This is a genomic window from Caenispirillum bisanense, assembly GCF_900230255.1.
Taxonomy (GTDB): Bacteria; Pseudomonadota; Alphaproteobacteria; order Rhodospirillales; family Rhodospirillaceae; genus Caenispirillum; species Caenispirillum bisanense_A.
The window spans coordinates 358,379-378,985 of sequence record NZ_OCNJ01000004.1; the positions used below are offsets into that span (position 1 = coordinate 358,379).

The window sequence follows — 20,607 nt, forward strand, 5'->3', positions numbered from 1 at the left end:
GACCGGCAGAGGCCCCGTCAGCCGGCTTCCGTCGCCGCCAGCACCGGCTTCAGTTCGGCCAGCCAGTCCATGTAGTTCCGGTGGTAGGTCCGATGCTCCGGGTCATCCTGCGTCAGAGCGGCATAGCGCTGCAGAACCGGCACCTGCGCCCGGACGAAGTCCGCCACGATGCTGGACTTGAGGCGCGGCAGGAGGGCGGCGAAGCCGGTCACCAGATGACCGCCGCCGCGGCCGTCGCCGGCTGCCCGCGCGAGCGCCGGCAGAACGTCCCGGTTCGCCGCCAGGCAGACCTCGGCGTGCATCCGCAGCAGCATGGCGTCCTTTTTCAGGCTCGCCACTTCGTCGTCGAAATCCGTGCGGTCGACGATCCGGCCGCCGCTGTAGACCACCGGCGCCGCCTCCGACGTGTCGCAGGCCCAGCCGGCACGCGGGATCAGCAGATCCGCCTGGTCGACCTCCTCACGATAGGGGAAGAACGGCATGGTGCGGCAGCGTGCCGGCTTGTCGGCATGGATACCGCACAGACCGGCCGGCGTGAGTTCGGGGCACGGGAAGCTCTTGGGCTGGTAGGCCGTCGGCATGAGTCGCACCGCGACCGTCTTGCGGTTCGGCAACCGGACCGTCAGGCCGAACCGCGACGCCGCCTGGAACTCGGCATTGCCCTGGCGGATGGGCGTCCAGACGACGGCGAGCGGGAAACGGCCGGCATGCCGCAGCGCATCCCCGAGCGTCAGGGGCAGCCATCCGGTGCAGCATCGTCCGCAGGCGGTACAGGCGAAGCGCCTGTCGGCCGTCATCCGCAGCACTTCTTGTATTTCTTGCCCGATCCGCACGGGCAGGGGTCGTTGCGGCCGACCTTCTCGACCCGCCGCGGCGCCCCCTTGGGGTTCATCTGCGCCTCGGCATAAACCCAGCGTCCGTCTTCGCGGTGGAACAGGGCCGCCTCGTGATGCTCCAACTGCTGGCCGAGGCGCTCGAACCGCGCCCGGAACTCGACCCGCCCCGTCTCGTCGTCGGGGCCGCCGCCGGTGACGTCGACGATGGTCAGGCCCGTCCACGTCACGCCCTCGGCCGAGGCCGCCGACTGCTCGGCATCGAACACGTCGGCCAGCGCCGCTGCGTTCGTCCGCTGGAGATAGTCGATACGGCCGACGACATAGGCGGTGTACCGCGACCGCATGAGGGCCTCGGCCGTCGGCGCGGCGGCACCGTCGAGCAGTCCACCGCAACACGCCGCGAAAACATGCCCCGAACCGCACGGACAGGCATCATCGCCAGCCACTCTCGCCGTCATCCCAGTTCCCCCCTGGCGTTGTCTGGTGCGGAACGATAGCCGTGCCGCCCGACCCCGTCCATAGCCCCCGTTCCACGGGGGGACATGCAGCCTCAGCAACGGCGCCGCGCCAAGCACGGCGCCCTGTCGCCGCCACCGCCGACAGTGCGGAAGAGCGAAGCCCTCGAAGTCCGGCGGGAGCCTGTCGACCGCCGCCGCACCTTGCTGGTCTAGAAGACTGAGTCTTCTATTTTTCCGCTCGATTGAGGCAATTCGCTGCCTTGGCGGAAGATTGCTGCAAAGGCTGCCGCCACGGCAGCACCATCGAGTGCGCCCGCGAGGGATTCGAGCGCCTCGGCCGTCAGTGGATGGTCGGCCCCGGGGCCGACGCCTGTTTCCAGAAGAGCGCGGACGTAGCCCGGCTCGAACTCGGGGTGGAACTGCACCGATATGGCCCGGCGTCCGGCGTAATGGACGCCGCCATAGGGCGAGTGGTCCGTCTCCAGCAAGACCTCGGCCCCCGTCGGCAGGCGCACGATCTGGTCCTGGTGGAATGACAGGGCAGCGATGCCGGCGGCCTGCCCGAAGAGCCGCTGTCCCGTCGGCGTCAGGCGATGAACATGACGTCCGACTCCCCATCCCCGATCGGATTTCTCCACGCGACCGCCGAAGGCTTGCGCCATGATCTGGTGGCCGAAGCAGACGCCGCCCACGGGCTTTCCGGCCGTCACGTAGCCGGTCACCTGATCTCTCAAGACATCGATCCACGCATGCCCGTCATAGACGCCGCAGCGCGAGCCGGTGATGAGCACGGCGTCCACCGTCTCCGGCGCGGGCAGCGGTGCGCCGTCGCGGAACCACGCCCGGCTGAACGACGCCTCGGGCAACACGGGAGTCAGCCACCGCTCGAACATGTCGGCGTAGGTGCCGAACCGCGGAATCAGGAAGTCCGCAGGCCGGTCGGCTTCGATGATGCAGATGTGCACGGGTGTCTCCGCAAGAGGCACGGCCGGGAGTGCGCACCACCCCCGGCCGGAGGGCGTCAGCGCAGGTCGACCCAGACGGACTTCGTCTGGGTGTACTGGGTCAGGGCTTCCAGGCACTTGTCGCGGCCGTTGCCGGACTGCTTGAAGCCGCCCCACGGAGTGGTGGCGTCGCCGGCCTCGTAGGCGTTGATCCACACGATGCCGGCGTCGATGTCACGGGCAAAGCGATGCGCCGTCTTGACGTTCGTGGTCCAGATGGAGGCCGCCAAGCCGTAAATGGTGTCGTTGGCCACGGCGATGGCGTGGTCCACGTCATCCACCGGAATGATCGAGGCGACCGGGCCGAAGATCTCCTCCTGCGCGATCCGCATCGAATTGTCGACGTCGGTGAACAGCGTCGGCTCGACGTAGCAGCCCGCCTGGAAGGCGTCCGGCACCTTGCCGCCGAAGGCGAGACGAGCCCCTTCCTTGCGGCCGATGTCGACATAGCCGAGCACCCGCTGTTGCTGCTCCGCCGTCACCAGCGGCCCCATGGTGGTGGCCGGGTCGAGCGGGTCGCCGGGCTGGTGGGCGGTACGTGCGGCCTCCGTGAAGTGGTGGATGAACTCCTCGTAGACCGGTCGCTCGACCAGGATGCGGGATCCGGCGGAGCAGACCTCCCCCTGGTTGCCGTAGATGGCGCCGACGGCGGTGGCGGCGACGGTCTGCAGATCCTCGCAGTCGGCCAGGACGATCTGCGGGGACTTGCCGCCGCATTCGGTGGTGACGCGCTTCATGTTGGACTGGCCGGCATAGATCAGCATCAGCTTGCCGACCTCGCCCGAGCCGGTGAAGCCGATCTTGTCGACGTTCATGTGCAGGGCCAGCGGCTTGCCGGCTTCCTCGCCGAAACCGGTGACGACGTTGAACACGCCGTCGGGGCCGCCCGCCTCGACGAACAGCCGCGCCAGCAGCAGCGCCGACAGCGGCGACTGCTCGGCCGGCTTCAGCACCACGGAATTGCCGGTCGCCAGCGCCGGGCCGAGCTTCCACGCCGCCATCATCAACGGGTAGTTCCACGGCACCACCAGGCCGCAGACGCCCAACGGCTGGCGAACGATGTAGTGGACGGCGGACGCCGTGGTGTTGGTGACGACGCCTTCCATCTTGTCCACCGCCTCGGCGAAGAAGCGGATGCTGGACAGCGAGCCCGGAATGTCGATGTTCAGCATGTCGGAAATGGGCTTGCCCATGTCGAGGGTGTCGAGCAACGCGAACTCTTCGGCATGGGCCTCGATGAGGTCGGCGAAGCGGGCGAGCACGGTCATGCGGTCGCGCGGGTCACGGCGGGACCACACGCCGGACCGGAAGGCGCGATGGGCAGAGGCGACGGCGCGTTCCACGTCGACGGCAGTGCCGCGGGCGACCTCGGCGACGACCGCGCCCGTCGCCGGGTTGACGGTCTCGAACCGGCCGCCGCCGACGGCGTCGACGAAGCGACCGTCGATGAACAACCGCCCCTCGGGCACGAGGGTCGCGGCCTTGTCCTTCCAATAGGCGAGAGTGTGAGCCATGTCAGAGGAGTCTCCAGGGGTCAGCGTGACGTGCGGTCACGCGTCGCGATGACGGAAATGACGATGAGAACCAGCGACATCAGGACGATCAGCGTGCCGACGGCATTGATCTCGGGCGTCACGCCGCGCCGCAGGGTCGAATAGATGTACATGGGCAAGGTGTTGTCGCGGCCGGTGAGGAAGAAAGTCACCGGGATCTCGTCGAACGACAGCACGAAGGCCAGCAACCCGGCGCCGATGATGGCCGACCTGATGTTCGGCAACGTGACGTGGAAGAAGGTGCGCAACGGACTGGCGCCGAGGTCCGACGACGCCTCCTCCAGCGACTTCGGCAGACGCTGGAGCCGCGCGTAGACCTGCGTCACCACGACGCCGATCAGGGCGGTGGCATGGCCGAAGATGACCGTCTCGAGGCTGAGGTTGAAGCCGATCAGCTTGAAGAGGTTCAGCATGGAAATGCCGGTGACGATACCCGGCAACGTGATCGGCAACAGCACGAGCCGGCGGAACAGGGTCTTGCCGATGAAGTTGAAGCGATGCAGCGCAATCGCCGCGACGACGCCGACGACGAGCGTCAGGGCGGTGGCCAGCGTGGCGACATAGAAGCTGTTGCCGATGGCCTTCAGCAGGTCGGCGTTGGAGAACAGCTTCTCGTACCATTGCAGGCTGAAGCCGGTGATGGGCCAGGTGAGCGACCGCGAGTCCGAGAAGCTGAAGGCGATCAGTACCCAGATCGGAATGTAGAGGAACGCCATCAGCAGGGCGACGAAGGTCATGAAGGCCGTGTCGGCGGCGTAGCGCGACACCAGGCCGGGAGCGGCGCGCTGCCGGCGCTGTTCTGGTACGGCGGCATGCTCCGCCGCCGGCCGCAATCGGGCGGCGAGGCCGGAAGTCCGGGTCATGTCAGGTGCCTCCGGTGCGGCTGGACTTCTCGATGCGGTCGGACAGCGACACGATGAGAAGCACGATGACCAGCATCACGATGGACAGGGCGGAGCCGAGCGGCCAGTTGAGCGCAGCACCGAACTGCGTGGCGATGACCGAGGCGATGAGGTTGCCGTCGGGACCACCGACCAGGAACGGCGCGATGAAGTCGCCGAACGACAGGCAGAAGGTCAGCGTGAACCCCGCCGCGATGCCGGGCGCCGACAGCGGCAGCGTGACCCGCAGGAAGGTCTGCCACGGCCCCACACCGAGGTCCGACGACGCCTCCGCCAGGTTGGGCGGGATGCGTTCCAGGGCGGTATAGATCGGCATCACCATGAAGGGGATGAAGATGTAGGTGAGCGTCACCACCATGGCGAACTGGTTGTAGAGGAAGATGTCCGACGGCTCGGAGATGATGCCCACCGACATGAGGAAGGAGTTGAGGATTCCCTCGGTGCCGAGGATGGTCTTCCAGATGTAGGCGCGCAGCAGGTAGCTCACCCACAGCGGCGCGATGACGGCCATGTAGAGCCACGTCCGCACCGCCTGCCAGCGACAGCGGAACACCAGGAAGTAGGTGAAGGGATAGGCCAGCAGGAACGACGCCAGCGACACCAGAAGGGAGATCTTCAGCGTGCGCCACAGCACCTGGACGTACTGCGGGTCGGTGAACAGCAGGATGTAGTTGCCGAACTGGAAATCGGGCTTGAAGCTCGGGTAGGACTTCACCCAGAAGCTGTAGGTCATGAGGATGCCGTAGGGCACCAGCATGAAGACCACGATCCACAGCAGCGGAATGCCGAGGACGATGAGCCCCGGCAGGGTGCGGCGGTCGAGTGTCATGGGGCGCCCCCGCCCGGAAAGACGAAGACGTTGTGAGGTTCCACGGCCACCGCCAGACGGCTGCCCAGGGGCGGCAGGCCGCTGCGGGCGAGGCTGTCGGGGAGCAGGCTGTCGACGTAGATGGTCTCGCCGCCGTCGAGTTCCAGCGCCGTCCGCAAGCCGAGGCCATAGTAGACAACTTCCGACACACGGCCGCTGAGGATGTTGCCGCACGCGGCCTCGGGAGGCACCACCCGCAGCTTTTCAGGCCGGAAGCCGACCGTCACCACGTCGCCCGCACGCTGCGGCCGGTCCGTCAGGGCCGTCAGCTCGATGCCCGAAACAGCAACCTTCGCCGTCCCGCCGTCGGCCGCCACCACCCCGCCCGGCAGGAAGTTGGTCGTGCCGATGAAGTTGGCGACGTAGGGCGACGCCGGATGGTCGTAGATGTCCTGCGGCCTGCCGTCCTGGGCGACGCGGCCGCTTTCCATCACCACCACCCGGTCGGACATGGTGAGCGCCTCTTCCTGGTCGTGGGTCACCATGACGAAGGTGATGCCGACCTTGTCGTGCAGGTGCTTCATCTCCATGCGCATCTGGTCGCGCATGCGGGCGTCGAGCGCCGACAGCGGCTCGTCGAGCAGCAGCACCTTGGGCTTGCGCACGATGGCGCGGGCCAGGGCGATGCGCTGGCGCTGGCCGCCGGACAGCTGGTGCGGCATCTGGTCGATCTTGTCGGGCAGCCCGACCAGCCGCAGCACCTCGACGACCGCCGCATCCCGCTCGGCCCGCCCGACGCCGAGCATCTTCAGGCCATAGGCGATGTTCTGGCCGACCGTCATGTGCGGAAACAGGGCGTAGTCCTGAAACACCATGTTGACGTCGCGACGGTGCGGCGGCTCCCAGGTCACGTCCTTTCCGGCCAGGAAGATGCGGCCGTGCGTCGGCTGCTCGAAGCCGCCGATCATGCGCAGCAGGGTGGACTTGCCGCAGCCCGAGGGGCCGAGCAGCGTGACGAACTCGCCGTCCTCGATGGAGAGCGAGACGTCGTCCACGCCGATGATGGATTTCGTATAGTGCTTGGAGACACGCTCCAGCTCGATGATGCCGGCCATGGTGATGGTCCCTGCTTGCAGTGCAGTCTCATGGGACGGCCGCGGGCGCCGGGACGCCCGCGGCCGCCTCCGCGTCAGGCGCTCACTGCGCCTTCACGGAGTTCCAGGCGTTGGTGTAGGCCTCGAAGCGGTCGCCGAGCGCGGTCCAGATCATCAGGCTGTCGATGTAGGCGGGGTCGTCCTGGTGCAGGGCCTTGAACTGCTCGGGCGACATGCAGTTCTTCGCCGCCACCGGGTTCACGGCGGAGTAGCCGTTGACGTTGGCGACGCCGCACTGGCCCAGTTCCGACAGCTGCATGTCGAGGAACTTGTAGGCGCATTCCTTGTTCGGCGTGTCCTTGACCACCATCCAGCTGTCCATCCAGCCTTCGGCGCCTTCCTTCGGCACGAACTCGGTGACCTTGATGCCTTCCTTGGCGAGCAGCGACGACTGATAGCCGGCCCAGGAATTGGAGATGACGACCTCGCCGGCCTTGTAGAGGTCGACCAGTTCGCCGGCGGTCGCCCAGTACTTGCGCACCAGCGGCTTCTGCTCGACGAGGGCCTCCCGGGCCTTCGCGATCTGCTCGTCGCTGAGCGTGTAGATGTTCATGTCGCCGTTGCGACGGGCTGCGACGTAGATGGAACTCTTGTCGTCCCACAGCGAGACTTTACCCGCCAGGTCCTTGTTCCACAGATCGGCGATGGAGGTGGGGGGCGTCTGGAAGGCGTCGTCACGGTACATGAGGACGATGGCGCCCCACGAATAGGGCATGCCGTAATAGTCGCCGTCGCGCTGAATCCCGTCGAGGCCGAGAAACTTCGGATAGATGTTCTTCCAGCCGGCGATCTTGTCGGTTTCCAAGGGTTCGACGAAGCCGAGGTCGATCATCAGCGCCGTGGTGTCGATGGACGGAGTGATGAGGTCATAGACGCCGCCGCCCGACATCAGCTTGGGCGCGAAGTCGTCGTTGGATCCGACATAGGTGGCGTTGACCTTGCAGCCGGACTCTTCCTCGAACTTCCCGATGAAGGAGGGGTCGGCATAGCCTTCCCAGGTCAGGACATTGACGGAGCCGGCGGCCAGCGCCGGGGTGGACAACATGGTCAGGCACGAAGCCGCCGCAATAATCTTTTTCATCTCTAAGCCTCCACTGTCTTTTTTCAGTGTTCCCCGTCGGGCGTCTTTCCACCCTTATTTGTTTTTCTTACGATTGTTCCGATGTCGACGCCCAGCGCCGCCGCCGCCTTCCGCTTGCTGCCGTGCTCGCGAATGGCGGCTTCGATGATGCGGGCTTCGAAGGCGGCGACCTGTTCGCGCAGCGGTGCGCCTTCCGGGGGCGCACCTGTCGCCGTCGACGGGCCGGCACCGATTGCCGCAGCGCCGTCGGACAGGTTCTGCAGGCGCCGCGGCAGTTCGTCCTCGTCGTCGCCGAGCACCGAGATCTGCTGCAACAGGTTCACCAGTTCGCGGATATTGCCCGGGTAGGCGTAGGCCCGCAGGCGCCGAAGAAGGTCGGGCGCCAGCGCCAGCGGCGTCGCGCGGCGCTGGTTGATGCCGGCGACGGTGCGGTCGATCAGGTGGTCGAGCAGCTCCGGCATCTCGCGCAGGGGCTTGAGCGGCATGTTGACCACTGCCAGGCGGTAATAGAGGTCGGTGCGGAAGCGCCGCTCCTCCGCCAGCGCCAGCAGGTCGCGGTTCGTCGCCGAGATGATGCGGACGTTGACGCGGCGCGGCTTGGTGCTGCCGACGCGCATCACCAGCCCGTCTTCGAGGAAACTGAGGAGCTTGGCCTGCAGCGTCAGCGGAATCTCCCCCACTTCGTCCAGGAACAGAGTCCCGCCTTCCGCCGCTTCGATGAGGCCTTTCTTGCCGTCGGTGGAGGCGCCGGTGAAGGCGCCCTTCTCGTAGCCGAACAGTTCGGACTCGAAGAGGGTCTCCGGGATGGCGGCGCAGTTGACGGCGACGAAGGGATCGGTGGCGTTGGAGACGAAGGTGTGCAGGTGGCGCGCGATCTCGGTCTTGCCGACGCCGGACTCGCCGGTGATGAGGACGCGGGCGTTCTGCAGCAAGGCGCGTTCTCCGCGCGCCATGATGCGGTCGAGATAGGGCGACAACTGGCGCTGGCGGGCGAAGTCGGGCCGGATCTTGCGCTCGACACCGCCGGCGAAGGCCGCCGCATCGCGGTCGCCGCGCGCCACCCGGCGGGCATGGTCGAACACCGACAGGTCGCGCAGGATGACGAGCAGGGCACCCGGCAGTTCAGGAATACGCCGGACGGTGACGAAGATGGCGCCGATGCCGTCGCTGTGCAGCAAGGCGTCGCCGACGCGCCCGCCGTCGATGCGCTCCGTCACCGCCGTCCAGTCGAGGGAACTGTCTGCCACCAGTTCCCCGAAAGGGACACCGGTCGGCTTCCGCACCGTGAAGCCGCCGACAGCCTGGGCCTCCTTGTTGCAGAAGGCCACCCTGCGGGCGGGGTCGATCACGATCACGCCATCAGGCGAAGCGTCGAGCGCGGCCAGGAGAAGGCGCATCTTCTCGGCGGTTTCGGCGGCTGCCGGCTCCAGTGGGCTGCTTTTCAGGATCATCGACGGCCCCCTGCCTGGAGGCGTTGACCGCGCCGTTCGTCGCCATGACGGGCAGGCCGCAGGCAGAGCACGAGGGACGGACTGCCGCGCAGTTCGAAGTAGCTCGCCGTGACCTCCACCCACATCCGTCCATCGGGGCGCACGACCTGGGCAGAGAACGGCGAGCGTGACGTGGCGGCGGGCGACGCCTGCACGTCCGCCACCACCGCGTCGAGTGATCGGTCGAACTCGACCAGAGCCGCGAAGCCGCGCAGCGCCAGGACCTCGGCCTGACCGTCGAACAGCGCCTCGGCAGCGATGTTGGCATAGACGAGATCGCCCTCCGGGGTGACGACCACCACCGGGTCCGGCAACGCCATGAGAACCGACTGAAGGCTCTCGATTTCACCCTTCAGCATGGTCTCGCGGCGGATGTGCTTGCTGACGTCGCGCACCGTGCCCCACATGCGGTAGAGGCGGTTGCCGACGATGTGGCCACGCACGTCGTTCTCCACGTCGATGAACACGCCGTCGTAGCGCAAGTCGCGCGACGGCTTGCCGTTGACGTCGAAGTTGGCCTCGATGAGGCTGCGGACGAAGGCCTCGTTCTCGGGCGTCCGCGGGAAGATCTCCGACACCGGGCGGGCATTGAAGTCGACGTCGGCGGGGGTGCGGTAGAGCCGCGCCATGGCGTCGTTGCAGAACCGCCAGCGCGGGCCGTTCTCGAACACCTGCCGCACGACCTCGTGCTGCGGCGCCGACAGGTCGACCGGATCGGCCCATTCCATGCACCACCCGGCGTCGGCCGACGCGGCGACGATACCGGCCAGGATTTCGTTGGCTTCGGCGAGAGCCGCGACGTCGTCGAGAGCACTGCCGGCCGGCCACTTGAAGAGGCGCAGGCACACCTCCCCGGCCACCTCGGTCCAATCGAAGATGGCGGTGGTCGGCACGATGTCTCCCGACGACGTGCGCAGCCCCAGCGGCACCACGCTTGCGCGACGAGCAGGGGGCGCGGCAAACAGGGCCGCCAGCTGTTCGCGGGCGTCCAGGGAGTAGACGAGATCCCACCGGGCGCCCACCAGGTCGTCCGGGCTGTATCCGAGGAAGGCCGCCTGGTGAGAGTCGGCCGTGACGATGGTGCCGTCCCCGGCGAGGACGTCGATCAGGGGCCCCGAATTGGCGGCTAGGCTGAAGTTTGCGATCGTCACGGCCTTCCTCTTTCGCGCGAGATGGATGGTCAGGGGACGCAGTGAAGGTAGCGCTCCACATCCCAGTTGGTAACCTCGCGGAGGAACCGCGTCCATTCGTCCCGCTTGTACTCGTCGTAGACCTCGTACAAGCGCCCGGGCATGGCCGCCCGCACCACCTCGTCCTTCTTCAGCGCCTCCAGGGCGTCGTGCAGGTTGAGGGGAATGAGCTTCACCGGCTCGCCCGACTGCCACACCGTGGTGACGTTGCGGCTTTCCGGCTTGCCCGGGTCGATGCGGTTGCGGATGCCGTCGTCCATGGCCTTGAGCAGGGCACCACAGAACAGGTGCGGGTTGACCATCGCGTCGACGGCCCGGAACTCGAAGCGGTCGGGCGACGAGATGCGGATGGTGCAGCTCCGGTTCTGCAGGCCCCAGTTGGCTCCGATGGGCGCCCACAGGCCGTAGTCGTTGAACCGCCGGTAGCTGTTGACGGTGGAGGCGCCGAGGCACGTCAGGGCGTCGATGTGGGCGAGCGAGCCGCCGAGGACATGGTGCCCCAGTTCGGTCGGCAGCCAGCCGCCGTCCTTGTTCTCGAACTCGTTGACGCCGCCCTTGGAGTAGGCCCACTGCTCCTCCATGCCCGGCAACTCGCCGTCGACCAGGTGCTGCACCTCGCGACTGCCGCCGGTCCAGACCGAGCAGTTGTGGTGACAGCCGTTGGCGGCGTAGCCCATGAAGGGTTTGGCCATGAAACAGGCGATCAGGCCGCGCTGGCGCGCCACCTCGGCGCAGATCTGGCGATAGGTGGTCAGGCGGTCGCAGGTCGCGAGGGCGTCGTCGAACTGGTAGTTCAGTTCGATCTGGCCGGGCGCGTCCTCGCAGTCGCCCTGGATCATGTCGAGCCCCATGGCGCGGGCGTAGTCGGATACCTGCATCCAGACGTCGCGCGCCGACTCGAACTGGCCGATGTGGTAGGCGAAGGCCTCGGTGATGCCCTCGTAGGGCTGGACCTCGCCGGCCTTGGGCTTGAGCCAGAGCATCTCGGGCTCCAGGCCGACCCGCAGGTGCAGCCCGTTGTGCGCGGCGCGGAACTCGGCGTCGAACCGCTTCAGGTTCCCGCGGGTGTCGTACTCGTAATACATGCCCGGATGCTCGGGGTCTTCCAGGCTGTAGTAGAGGGTGCAGAACACCCGCGCCACCCGCTTGTCCCACGGCAGCTGCACGAAGGTCTCGGGGTCCGGCAGGGCGATGCACTCCATGGCGTTGGAGTCGAACCCGATGAGGTTGCCCTTGAAGTCCGGCGTGACGTTGGTGACGCCGCCCATCCAGGTCTGCACGCCCTTGCGCGACAGGGCCATCCAGTGGCGGGCCGGCGCCGCCTTGCCCATGACGCGGCCGGTGATGGAGATGTACTGGTAGTAGATGTAGTCGACGCCGAGCGACTCGATCTTCTTCTGCACCCGCTGCACCAGTTCGGCGCGGCCCGCCGCTTCGATGTCGCGGTGATAGTCGGTATGGGTTTTCACGGCGGATCTCCCTGTTCGTTCCGTGTCAGCCTTCCAGGTACCGGGCGCGTTCTTCGGCGCTGACGGCCTTGGCGAGGCTCGCGTATTCGGCGCGGCAGGCGGCCGCGAAGTTGTCGATGAAGGCCGCACCCCAGATGCGCCGGGCGGTGTCGCTGGCATCGAGGCGGTCGGCCGCCTCGGCGAGGTCCCGCGGGAAGCGCTTGGCGCCCGGCGCCACGTCGTCGGGACCGGCGGCCTGGGTGGCAGCGGGCGCCGGCAAGTCGCGCTCGATACCGTCCAGCCCCGCGCCCAGCATCAGGGCCATGGTCAGGTAGGGGTTGCAGTCGGCCGGCGGGACGCGGAACTCGAGACGCGCCGACGGGCCGGCATGGGGCACCGACCGCACGGCCGTCGTGAACGGATGTTCCGCCCACGTGAGGGACTTGGGCGCCCAGCTGCCGGGGGCGAGGCGGCGGTAGGCGTTGACGGTCGAGGTGCAGAGCGCGAAGGCATCGGGCACCACGTCCATCATGCCGGCGATGAACTTGCCGGCCAGGGCGTTGGTGCGCCCGTCGTCGGCACTGAACAGGTTGCGACCGCTGCGCACGTCCTTCAGCGACAGGCAGATGTGCCCGCCGATGCCCGGATAGTCGGCGCCGAGGTAGGGCATGAAGCTGACCGTCTTGCCGTTGCGCCGCGCGAAGGAGCGGGCGGCGAGACGGAAGAAGGCGGCGTCATCGGCGGCGCGCAGACCCTCGGTGGCCGCGAGAGTGGCCTCCAGGCAGCCCGGGCCCAGCTCCACGCCGAGGCCGAACAGCGCCACGTCGTGGCCGAGGATGTGGGCCTCCATGGCGGCGATGAACTCGGCGTAGGTGTTCGCCGTGGTTCCCGACCAGCACTTGTTGTCGGCCGCGAACTTCTTCAGCCCGGTGAAGCCGGCGGCGCGCACCGAAGCGGCGTCCTCGTCGAGCAGGATGAACTCGAACTCGAAGGCGGCGTCCACCGCGAAGCCGAGGGCGGCGGCGCGCTGCAGCTGGCGGCGCAGCACCTGGCGGGGCATCAGCTCGCGGTCCTCGCCGGCCAGCTCGGCGATGATGGAGACGGCGCCGGGCTCGCTCGGATTGCGGCGAACGGAGGCCGCGTCGATCTCCACTTCTTCGGTATAGTAGCGGCTGCCGCCGAACAGCGAGTCGGTGACGTCCCAGAACGGCAGGACGTTGGCGAAGCGCGCATCTTCGGCCCACGCCAGGAACTGCGGCCGCCGCAGGCGGCGCTCGCGGAACACGCTGGCGAGATCGAACTGCCCGACGTGGACCACCTCGGCGTCGAGCCGGTCGAGCGCCTGTGCAAGTGCGTTCATCAGGATCTCCGTGTCATGCAGGGCTTCATGCCGGCACCGCGGGTGCCAGCCCATGTTCCAGACGGACCCGGTGCGCGGTGAGAGGACCCGGTCCGACGCCGAGGCCGAGGATGCCGACGGGCACCCCGGCGCGGCGGTATTCGACGAGGCAGGGCACCTCGCCCACCCGACTCAGGTCGCCCGACAGGACCTCGGCCGTATCGGCCAGAGCAGGTGCTCCATAGGCTTGCAGGCGCAGGCCGTGCTGGTCGCTCCAGAAGGACGGCATGGGGGCGAAGGGGACCGCCGGCAAAGGCCGGCCGTGTTCGGCAGCGGCGATGGTTTCGGCGGCCCGTTTCGCCGTCTGACCGGGGACGCACCAGTGCTCCACACGACGAGGGGCGCCACCGAACAAGGCGTTGGGGAAGCGCGCCACGTCGCCGACGGCGAGGATGCGTTCGGCGCCGACGGCTACCATCCGGTCGTCGCAGAGCACCCCGTCACCGAGGTCGAGGCCGGCGTCGCGCAGCCATTCCACGTTGGGCAGCGATCCGACCGCTTCGACCACCACGTCGGCCTCGATGGCAATGCTGTCCGAGAGGATGGCCGTGACCGCAGCGTCGCCCTCCAACAGAGACCGCACTCCGACGCCGAGGCGGAGATCCACCCCGTTGCGACGATGGAAGGCAGCCATCGCCGGGGCGACCCGAGGCCCGAGGGCGCCGACCATCGGCCACACCATGGGCTCGACCACCGTCACGGCGCAGCCGAGGCCGAGGGCCGTGGCGGCGAACTCCATGCCGATGAAGCCGCCGCCGACCACCAGCACCCGCACGCCAGGCCGCATCCTCGCCGCCAGCCGGACCGCATCGTCGAAGGTCCGCAACACGTGCCGCCGGTCCTCCCCGCCCTCGCAAGGCAGGCGGCGCGGCCGCAGCCCGGTGGCGGCGACAAGCCAGTCATAGGCGAGCGTGCCGCCGTCGGACAGGACCAGCTGCCGCTCCGTCGCCCGGACGGCCTCCGCCCGGGTGCCCAGGCGCCAGGTGACGCCGGTCGCCGGCAGGCGGCTTTTCAGGACGAGCTTGTCGAAGGTTGCTTCGAGGGCGTCGGGCGCGGGCCCCAGCAGGGCCTGGATCGCCTCCTTGGACAGCGGCGGCCGGTTGTAGGGCACATGAGGCTCGTCGCCGACGATCGTGACCGCCGCTTCCGGCAGAAGGGCCAGCACGGCCTCGGCGGTTCGCAGGCCGGCCAGCGAGGCTCCGACGACGACGACGCGAGGGGGCGACGCCATGGTCTCACGCCTCGATCTGAATGGCCTGTTCGGGACAGGCGTCCGCCGCGGCTTCGACGTCGGCGCGCAAGGCGTCGTCCACGTCGGTCAGCCACACCAGGTCGCCTGCGTCATTGAAGGAAAACACCTGCGGCGCGGCGATGACGCACTGGCCGTGCATCAGGCAGATGCTCATGTCGACGTTGATTTTCATTTTCTTGCCTTCCCGTTCTTCAGTCCCGGTTTTTTTGTGTGGGACCGTCTTGTTCGTTGGTGTGGGCCTCAGGCCCGGTCGAAAGCGATCGGCATGCGGATGGCGCCCGTGTTGCCGCTGTCCGGCAGCCATTCGACCTCGCCGTTGAAGCGCGGGTTCTTCAGGCGCTGGGCTAGCAGCTTCAGGGCCTCGGTCATGTCGCCGCGGGCAATGAAGTGGCCGAGGCAGTGGTGGGCGCCGCCGCCGAACCCGAAATGCGGTTTGCGCTCGGCGGTGATGTCGAAGACCTCGGCGTCGGGCATCAGCGCCGGATCGGTGGCCGCCGCCTGCGAATAGAGGTGCAGCGTGGTTCCCGCGGCGATTTCGAGGTCGTTGAAGGTGAAGGTTTCAGTCGCTGCCCGGGTCACCCAGGTGACGGTCGGGCGCACCCGCATCACCTCCTCCACCGCCGCCTTGGCGAGGTCCGGCTGCTCGGCCAGCAGCGCCCACTGGGCGGGGTGCAGGATGAACTGCTCCATGGCGAGGCCGATCTGGTTGCGCGTGGTGTCGATGCCGCCGAAGATCGCCAGCACGATCATGTCCAGCAGTTCCTGGTCGGACAGCTGCGCCTTGTCGCGGTTGGCCTGGACGAGCATGCCGACGAAGTCGTCCGTCGGGTTGGCGCGGCGCTCGGCGACGACCTCTTCGGCGTACTGGAACAGGCGCTCGATGGCGGCCTCGATCTTCGGCAGGTCCTGCTTGAACGTCACGCCGAGCGCGAGACCCATGTCGGCGGCCATGTCGGCCAGCTCGCGCCAGCGGTCGAAGGGCAGGCCGAGCAGGTCGCAGATCACGCCGGTGGCGTAGGGCTCGGTGAAATCGGCGATGAAGTCGCATTCGCCGCGGTCGATGAACTGGTCGATGAGGCGGTTCGCCAGGGCCTGAAACTTGGGCTGCAAGTCGGCGATGAGCTTGGGCGAGAAGGCGGGGTTGGCCATGCGGCGCAGCCGGGCGTGCGTGTCGCCCTCCTGGCACAGCAGCATGTCGCACCACCAGCGGGCGAACTTGCCCTCGACCCCATTGTGCTGCGGCCACAAGTAACTCCCCTGCCGCAGCTTGGGGTGGCGAAGAAGCTTCTGGACCTCGTCGTAACGGAGAACGGCGATCCCGTATGTCGTGCGCGCATACCAGCTACGGGTGCGCGCATCCTTCACTTCTTGCGACCGGATGGAGAACTTGGGATTGGCGACGTCGAGGTAGGGAACGTCATCGACCACTGTGAGCGTCATCGCTGGCTCCGGGAGGATTTGTTTCTGTCCTCCCAGTTCAGCAAGCCTGATGCCAAGTCCGTGGCGGCCGCCAAAGAAAGCGCAACCACCAGCATTTTCAGTGGCTTGTCTCCAACCGCCGTGGCGCCGCGGCGGATATGCCGGCCGATTGGCGGCGTCGGCGCTGCGGTACTACATCGGGGGCGATGAGGAAATGCGCTCACGGGCTCATCGGTCCGAGGCGCCACGCCGGCCCCGCTGAACCACAAAATCGTCGGGGATCCCGCAGGGACAACGACGGTTGGGACACTTGCGTGACAGCCGATCAAGGGAATGGGTGCAGAGTGACGTTGCTGTGGACTATGGTGCCCGCAGGAACCGGCGCGGTTCAGTGAGAGGCGCTCTTGCGCTGCCTACAACCGAAAATGCACCTACTCATGGCGCCCAGATGTTGCATATACAACCGGAGCAGCCTAGCGACCGCAGCCGGAGGCGAGGCTTCTGACTTCATGTATCAGCCTCGACGAACCAGTCCCGGGAGGGCGAGACCCCGATGATCATCGCCTGTCGCTTCCTCTATTTGCCCGGTTCCCTGTGAAAAAACGCTGTCCGCCGCCGCGTTTCGCGGGGTGCGGCGGCGGACGCTTGTTTACAGCTACAAAGTCAGAGACTGCAGTAGAGGATTACGCGGCCAGCATCGCTGGCGCGCAGGTCCTTGATCTTCGCTTGATCGGGCGCGCCTTTCGGGCAGAACTCGCCGCGAATTTTTGCCACTCTGGCAGCGCCGGGGAAGACAAAAGCGGATTTTTCGCGCCACTCTTTCAGCGACACGCGCTCAATAGACTTGCCGTCGTCGATCTGGGTCACTGTCAACGCCTCCTGCCCCGGCTTCACCTCCATCATGTCGAGAGTTAAGCTGATGAAGCCTTCATTCTCTGAATATAGTTTGAGGGCATAGACATCACTACCAAACAGCAAGCCGGGCTCCTTGTACTCGGCCACCTGCTGGTCTTCGCGCAAGAAGCACAGCACGTTGCGGAGCGGCAGGATTTCGGAGCCCACCAGGAAGGGGCGCTCCGCTTGACCACCGGAAATCTTGCCCTTGTCGAGCATCGCCGAGCAGGCTTCGGTGAGGGTTTCCCGTGCCCATCCTGCAGCGAAGTCAGCATAGCGGCCGAAGGCGGGCATGCCCTCGGCGCGATGGCGGTACTGACCGGCGATCGCGGCCACGTCGAGGGCGCCCTGCAGCGTCTTCTTCTCGCCGTCGATGTCGATGCGGAACTGTTCGAAGCCTTCGTCGAGCAGCTTAGCAACATAGGCGTTGCCGGCGGCCAGCACGCGCTCGCGCTGCGCTGCGTCGACTTCCTCAACAAAAGGCGCCACAGCGTCGCGCACCGCCGCCTCGACCTCGTCCACATCCTTGTAGGTGAGGTTCATGCCGTTGATATCGGCTATGGCCTGATCGGCGAGAGCGGTGACCACAGCCGTACGCCGGGCATCCGCAGCCGCGACGTAGGTGGCGCCAAGCGTCTGCCCCAGTTCCTCGAGGGTGCGAGCACGGATGTCGGCCAAATCATCGAGAGCACTCCAGCTCACCGCAATCGAGTCGAGGTGGCTCTGGAAGACGCCGATGTTCGCCTTCGCGATCTCCGCCACCTTGGCGTCGACGGCGGCTTCGTAGGCGGCCAGTTCGGGCAGTGCCGGCTCGCGCCGCACCTGCGCGAGCACCGCCTCGCGGCGGCGGCGCAGGTCGGCGATGGCGTCCATTTCTGAGCCGGCATCCCCAACCTCGGCGGTGGCAGCCACCAGCACAGCCTTACGGGCCTTGAGGCGGAACGCATCGACCGATGCTGCGAGATCCCGCTTCTGGTTGTCCGACAGGATAGCGCCGAGGGTGAGGTCGATCTCGTCGACTCGTGCGTTGACCACTTCGAGGTTCGCCATGGTCGGATCTAGCGATCCGGCCCAGCCGGCACTGTCAGCCAGCACGCGATCGGCAACCGCCTTGCGCTTGGCGGCCCAGGCATCGTCGATAGCCTTCTTGGCGGCCAGCGGCGGCGTCTCGCCAAGCCACGCCAGCGCCTTGCTCACAGTTTTCTCGGCAGCGCGCAAGCCATCCAGGTCGTCGGAGGTACCGGCTATGTGGGCCACCTTGGCGTCGACCACCTTGGCCGCCAACAACTCCTTATAGCGCATGGCGTCGGTCACGACGTTCTGCACATCGCCCATGGTGACGGCGCCCCGCAGGTTCATGCCATTGTAGCCGACCAGTTCGGTGACTTCGGCGGCGGTGTCGAACATGGAGGCAAGGGCGTAGGTGTCTTCGGGGAAGGCGCCGCGCATGAGGTCCATTGCGAACCAGCCATCCATCCGGTCGTCGTCCTGGCGACGGACGACCATCTCGTTGCGACTGCGGGAATCGGCGATGGTCTCGTAAATCTTGTCGGCAAGCCCCCGCTGAGTGCGATAGAGCGTCTCGCAAGCCTTTCTGAACTCGCCGTGCAGGCCGTCATTGCCGAGCCAGTAGTAGGCTGGAGAGCCAAAGTACCGCTGCGACAGGTCGTCGCTGTAATGGGCGAGGACACCCGCGTTCGGGTTTGTATCGGCGAACAAGCGCAGTCTCTGGCCGGCGGGAGCCGAATTGTACCAAGCGATGAAGGCGTTACAGTCGGGGCTCCTGTACTCACCCGGCGGCAGAAGGCCGACCAGACGGTTGGGCCGCGGCGTCGCCAGTTCTATCTTCCGCAGGGACTCGCCCTCGGTGATGGTGGCCAGAATGCGCTCGGCCGTCTTGGGCTGCTCGCCGGTCTTCTTGAGGACGATCTTACCGCCTTCCATGCAGCGGTCGGGAATCTCTATCGTGCCGGCGGCCATGTCGATGGTGCCACCGAACTGGTCGGGGAAGGGCGCCGCGGGCGTCGCCAGCCAGTCCTTGTACTGAACCTGGAGCTGACGGGCGGCATCGTTGAAGAAGCCAGTGACCTTGGTGCGGCCGCTGGCGCGGGTGCCGGAGTGATCCTTGTCGGCCAGTTCCACCCAGGCTGTGAAAGCCGCGCCTTCTGCTTCATAGACCGACAGCGTGACGTCGAACCGCGATTCCCGTTGCCAGGTCTTGCAAGTGTAGCTGCCGGTCCAGTCGCCGAGGATGGGGCCGGAGCCTTTGACGATCCCGACCGGCGCCGACGCCGCGGCGGGAGCAGCGACGACGGGCGTCGTCGGGGCTACGGGTACGGCAGGCGCCGGGCTCGGGGCCGATGTCGCGGGAGCCAGGGCAACTTCCTTAGGCGCTGGGGCCGGTGCCGCCGCCGTCTGGGCAGGCGATGTCGGCGCCGGGGCGGGCGCGGCGACAGCGGTCGCCGCCGCCCGCCACTCACCGGCCTTCTCCGCAAAGCCTCGCCACGCCTCGGCCCCGCCGGGACCCGTGCCGACGATGGTTGCACGCGCCGCCGCCGGGCAACGGTCGGCCAGGACACGCGACCCGATCACCTGCACAAGCGGCGGAAAATCTGCGGAAGCAAACCGGGCGGGGTCCTCGGCCTCGATGTGCAGCACCACGTCACTGCCGCACCATCCGGCGCCGGCGTCCTTTGCGACGATCTTCATGCCGTGGCGCGAGGAATGGGCGATCTGTTCGTCGGCGGCGACGGCCGGAGCGGCAACCGCCGCTCCCACCGTCAGACCAGCCGCCGCGGCAAGGAGGGAGCGGCGCAACGCCATCAGATGATCTCCCACATGCCGTCGCCGCTCTTGCAGACGGTCGCCTGCTCGGTGGCGTTCTCACCGTTCTTGGAAACCTCCATGCGCATGTCGCGGCACTGGGTGGTGGCAGCCACTTCCTCAACCACCAGATCATCGAGGTTGGTGCTATCGGCCGAACCAGCAGCGGCCGAGGTGCGCGCATCAGCCAGCATCGTGTCGAGGTCGCGTGACTGGGTCAGGCCAACGCGCTGGTCGGTTACCGCCAACTGGTCGAGATCCGTGCTGGCGGTCTGCACCGACGGCGCCTTGCGCACCAGGGGCTCATAGACGTAGCCGATGGTGCGGTTGTTGCGGCCGACCATGATCCAATCCGAGCCGGCGACGCGTCCGATTGCCTGGAACCGCTCGCCGGCCTTGAGGCCGCCGACAACGGCCGCTTCGGTGGTCGGGGCGGCCCGCAGGTTGGCGCTCTTGTCGGTGATCCATGTCTCGCCCAACACCTCAAGGGAGGCCGGCGCCTGGACGGCGCGGTCGCGCACGATGGCAACGCGGCGTTCGGCAGTGCCGGTGCTTACCGGCGTGATACGAGCAGCAGCGCCGCTGTCGGGATTGGACCAGGTGATCGTCTCGCCATCGCGGGCACTCCCCAGTGCCTGTCCGGCCTGTCGGCTGACCTGCGCCTGCTCCTGCTCGTCCAGCATGCTACCGATCATGTCGCCGATGACGCCGCCGATGACGCCGCCGAGGGCGATCGCCGCGATCTTGCCGGCACCCTGACCGAAGGCCGAACCAATGGCAACGCCGGCGACAGCACCAACGACGCGGCCGATGTCGCGGTTGGTGGTCTGGCAGGCGCTGGTGGCGAGAACGGCCACTATCGCTGTTGTTGCAACTAGGCTCTTTCTGAACGACAT

Annotated in this window: 17 protein-coding genes; all 17 read right to left on the reverse strand. The window is 67.3% G+C overall.

What is annotated here, in order from left to right:
- Positions 1 to 17: 17 nt before the first annotated feature.
- On the reverse strand, positions 18 to 797 hold the full coding sequence (locus tag CRP50_RS11455) for a YkgJ family cysteine cluster protein (protein ID WP_097279293.1): 780 nt from the start codon (positions 795 to 797) through the stop codon (positions 18 to 20).
- The gene (locus CRP50_RS11460) at positions 794 to 1,294 is read right to left on the reverse strand and encodes a YchJ family protein (RefSeq protein ID WP_097279294.1); all 501 of its coding nucleotides are present in this window, start codon (positions 1,292 to 1,294) and stop codon (positions 794 to 796) included. Before CRP50_RS11460 ends, CRP50_RS11455 begins: the two co-directional genes overlap by 4 nt.
- Positions 1,295 to 1,503: 209 nt before the next feature.
- The gene (locus tag CRP50_RS11465) at positions 1,504 to 2,259 is read right to left on the reverse strand and encodes a type 1 glutamine amidotransferase (protein WP_097279295.1); all 756 of its coding nucleotides are present in this window, start codon (positions 2,257 to 2,259) and stop codon (positions 1,504 to 1,506) included.
- Positions 2,260 to 2,315: 56 nt separating this feature from the next.
- Positions 2,316 to 3,812 (reverse strand): aldehyde dehydrogenase, encoded by a 1,497-nt coding sequence (locus CRP50_RS11470; protein WP_097279296.1) that lies wholly within the window; start codon positions 3,810 to 3,812, stop codon positions 2,316 to 2,318.
- Positions 3,813 to 3,832: 20 nt separating this feature from the next.
- Positions 3,833 to 4,714 (reverse strand): ABC transporter permease, encoded by an 882-nt coding sequence (locus tag CRP50_RS11475; RefSeq protein ID WP_217992035.1) that lies wholly within the window; start codon positions 4,712 to 4,714, stop codon positions 3,833 to 3,835.
- Position 4,715: 1 nt separating this feature from the next.
- Positions 4,716 to 5,582: an ABC transporter permease gene (locus tag CRP50_RS11480; RefSeq protein ID WP_097279297.1), complete on the reverse strand. Its 867-nt coding sequence runs from the start codon at positions 5,580 to 5,582 to the stop codon at positions 4,716 to 4,718.
- Positions 5,579 to 6,676, reverse strand: a complete 1,098-nt coding sequence (locus CRP50_RS11485; protein WP_097279298.1) for an ABC transporter ATP-binding protein — start codon at positions 6,674 to 6,676, stop codon at positions 5,579 to 5,581. Before CRP50_RS11485 ends, CRP50_RS11480 begins: the two co-directional genes overlap by 4 nt.
- A gap of 82 nt (positions 6,677 to 6,758) precedes the next feature.
- Positions 6,759 to 7,796, reverse strand: coding sequence for an ABC transporter substrate-binding protein (locus CRP50_RS11490; protein ID WP_097279299.1), 1,038 nt, complete (start codon positions 7,794 to 7,796; stop codon positions 6,759 to 6,761).
- Between the two features lie 23 nt (positions 7,797 to 7,819).
- Entirely contained in the window at positions 7,820 to 9,247 is a 1,428-nt protein-coding gene (locus CRP50_RS11495) for a sigma-54 interaction domain-containing protein (RefSeq protein WP_097279300.1), read from the reverse strand.
- Positions 9,244 to 10,437, reverse strand: a complete 1,194-nt coding sequence (locus CRP50_RS11500; protein ID WP_097279301.1) for a PAS domain-containing protein — start codon at positions 10,435 to 10,437, stop codon at positions 9,244 to 9,246. Before CRP50_RS11500 ends, CRP50_RS11495 begins: the two co-directional genes overlap by 4 nt.
- A 29-nt stretch (positions 10,438 to 10,466) precedes the next feature.
- The gene (locus tag CRP50_RS11505) at positions 10,467 to 11,945 is read right to left on the reverse strand and encodes a glutamine synthetase family protein (protein ID WP_097279302.1); all 1,479 of its coding nucleotides are present in this window, start codon (positions 11,943 to 11,945) and stop codon (positions 10,467 to 10,469) included.
- A 25-nt stretch (positions 11,946 to 11,970) separates the two neighbouring features.
- Positions 11,971 to 13,284 (reverse strand): glutamine synthetase, encoded by a 1,314-nt coding sequence (locus CRP50_RS11510; RefSeq protein WP_176525133.1) that lies wholly within the window; start codon positions 13,282 to 13,284, stop codon positions 11,971 to 11,973.
- 25 nt (positions 13,285 to 13,309) lie between these two features.
- Positions 13,310 to 14,554, reverse strand: a complete 1,245-nt coding sequence (locus CRP50_RS11515) for an NAD(P)/FAD-dependent oxidoreductase (RefSeq protein ID WP_097279304.1) — start codon at positions 14,552 to 14,554, stop codon at positions 13,310 to 13,312.
- A 4-nt stretch (positions 14,555 to 14,558) separates the two neighbouring features.
- A complete protein-coding gene (locus CRP50_RS11520) occupies positions 14,559 to 14,747 on the reverse strand; it encodes a ferredoxin (RefSeq protein WP_097279305.1) in 189 nt (62 codons plus the stop codon).
- Positions 14,748 to 14,815: 68 nt separating this feature from the next.
- The gene (locus CRP50_RS11525; RefSeq protein ID WP_097279306.1) at positions 14,816 to 16,015 is read right to left on the reverse strand and encodes a cytochrome P450; all 1,200 of its coding nucleotides are present in this window, start codon (positions 16,013 to 16,015) and stop codon (positions 14,816 to 14,818) included.
- A 642-nt stretch (positions 16,016 to 16,657) separates the two neighbouring features.
- A complete protein-coding gene (locus CRP50_RS11530) occupies positions 16,658 to 19,711 on the reverse strand; it encodes a hypothetical protein (RefSeq protein ID WP_097279307.1) in 3,054 nt (1,017 codons plus the stop codon).
- Positions 19,711 to 20,607, reverse strand: a complete 897-nt coding sequence (locus CRP50_RS11535; RefSeq protein ID WP_176525134.1) for an SH3 domain-containing protein — start codon at positions 20,605 to 20,607, stop codon at positions 19,711 to 19,713. The genes CRP50_RS11530 and CRP50_RS11535 overlap by 1 nt, the downstream gene beginning before the upstream one ends.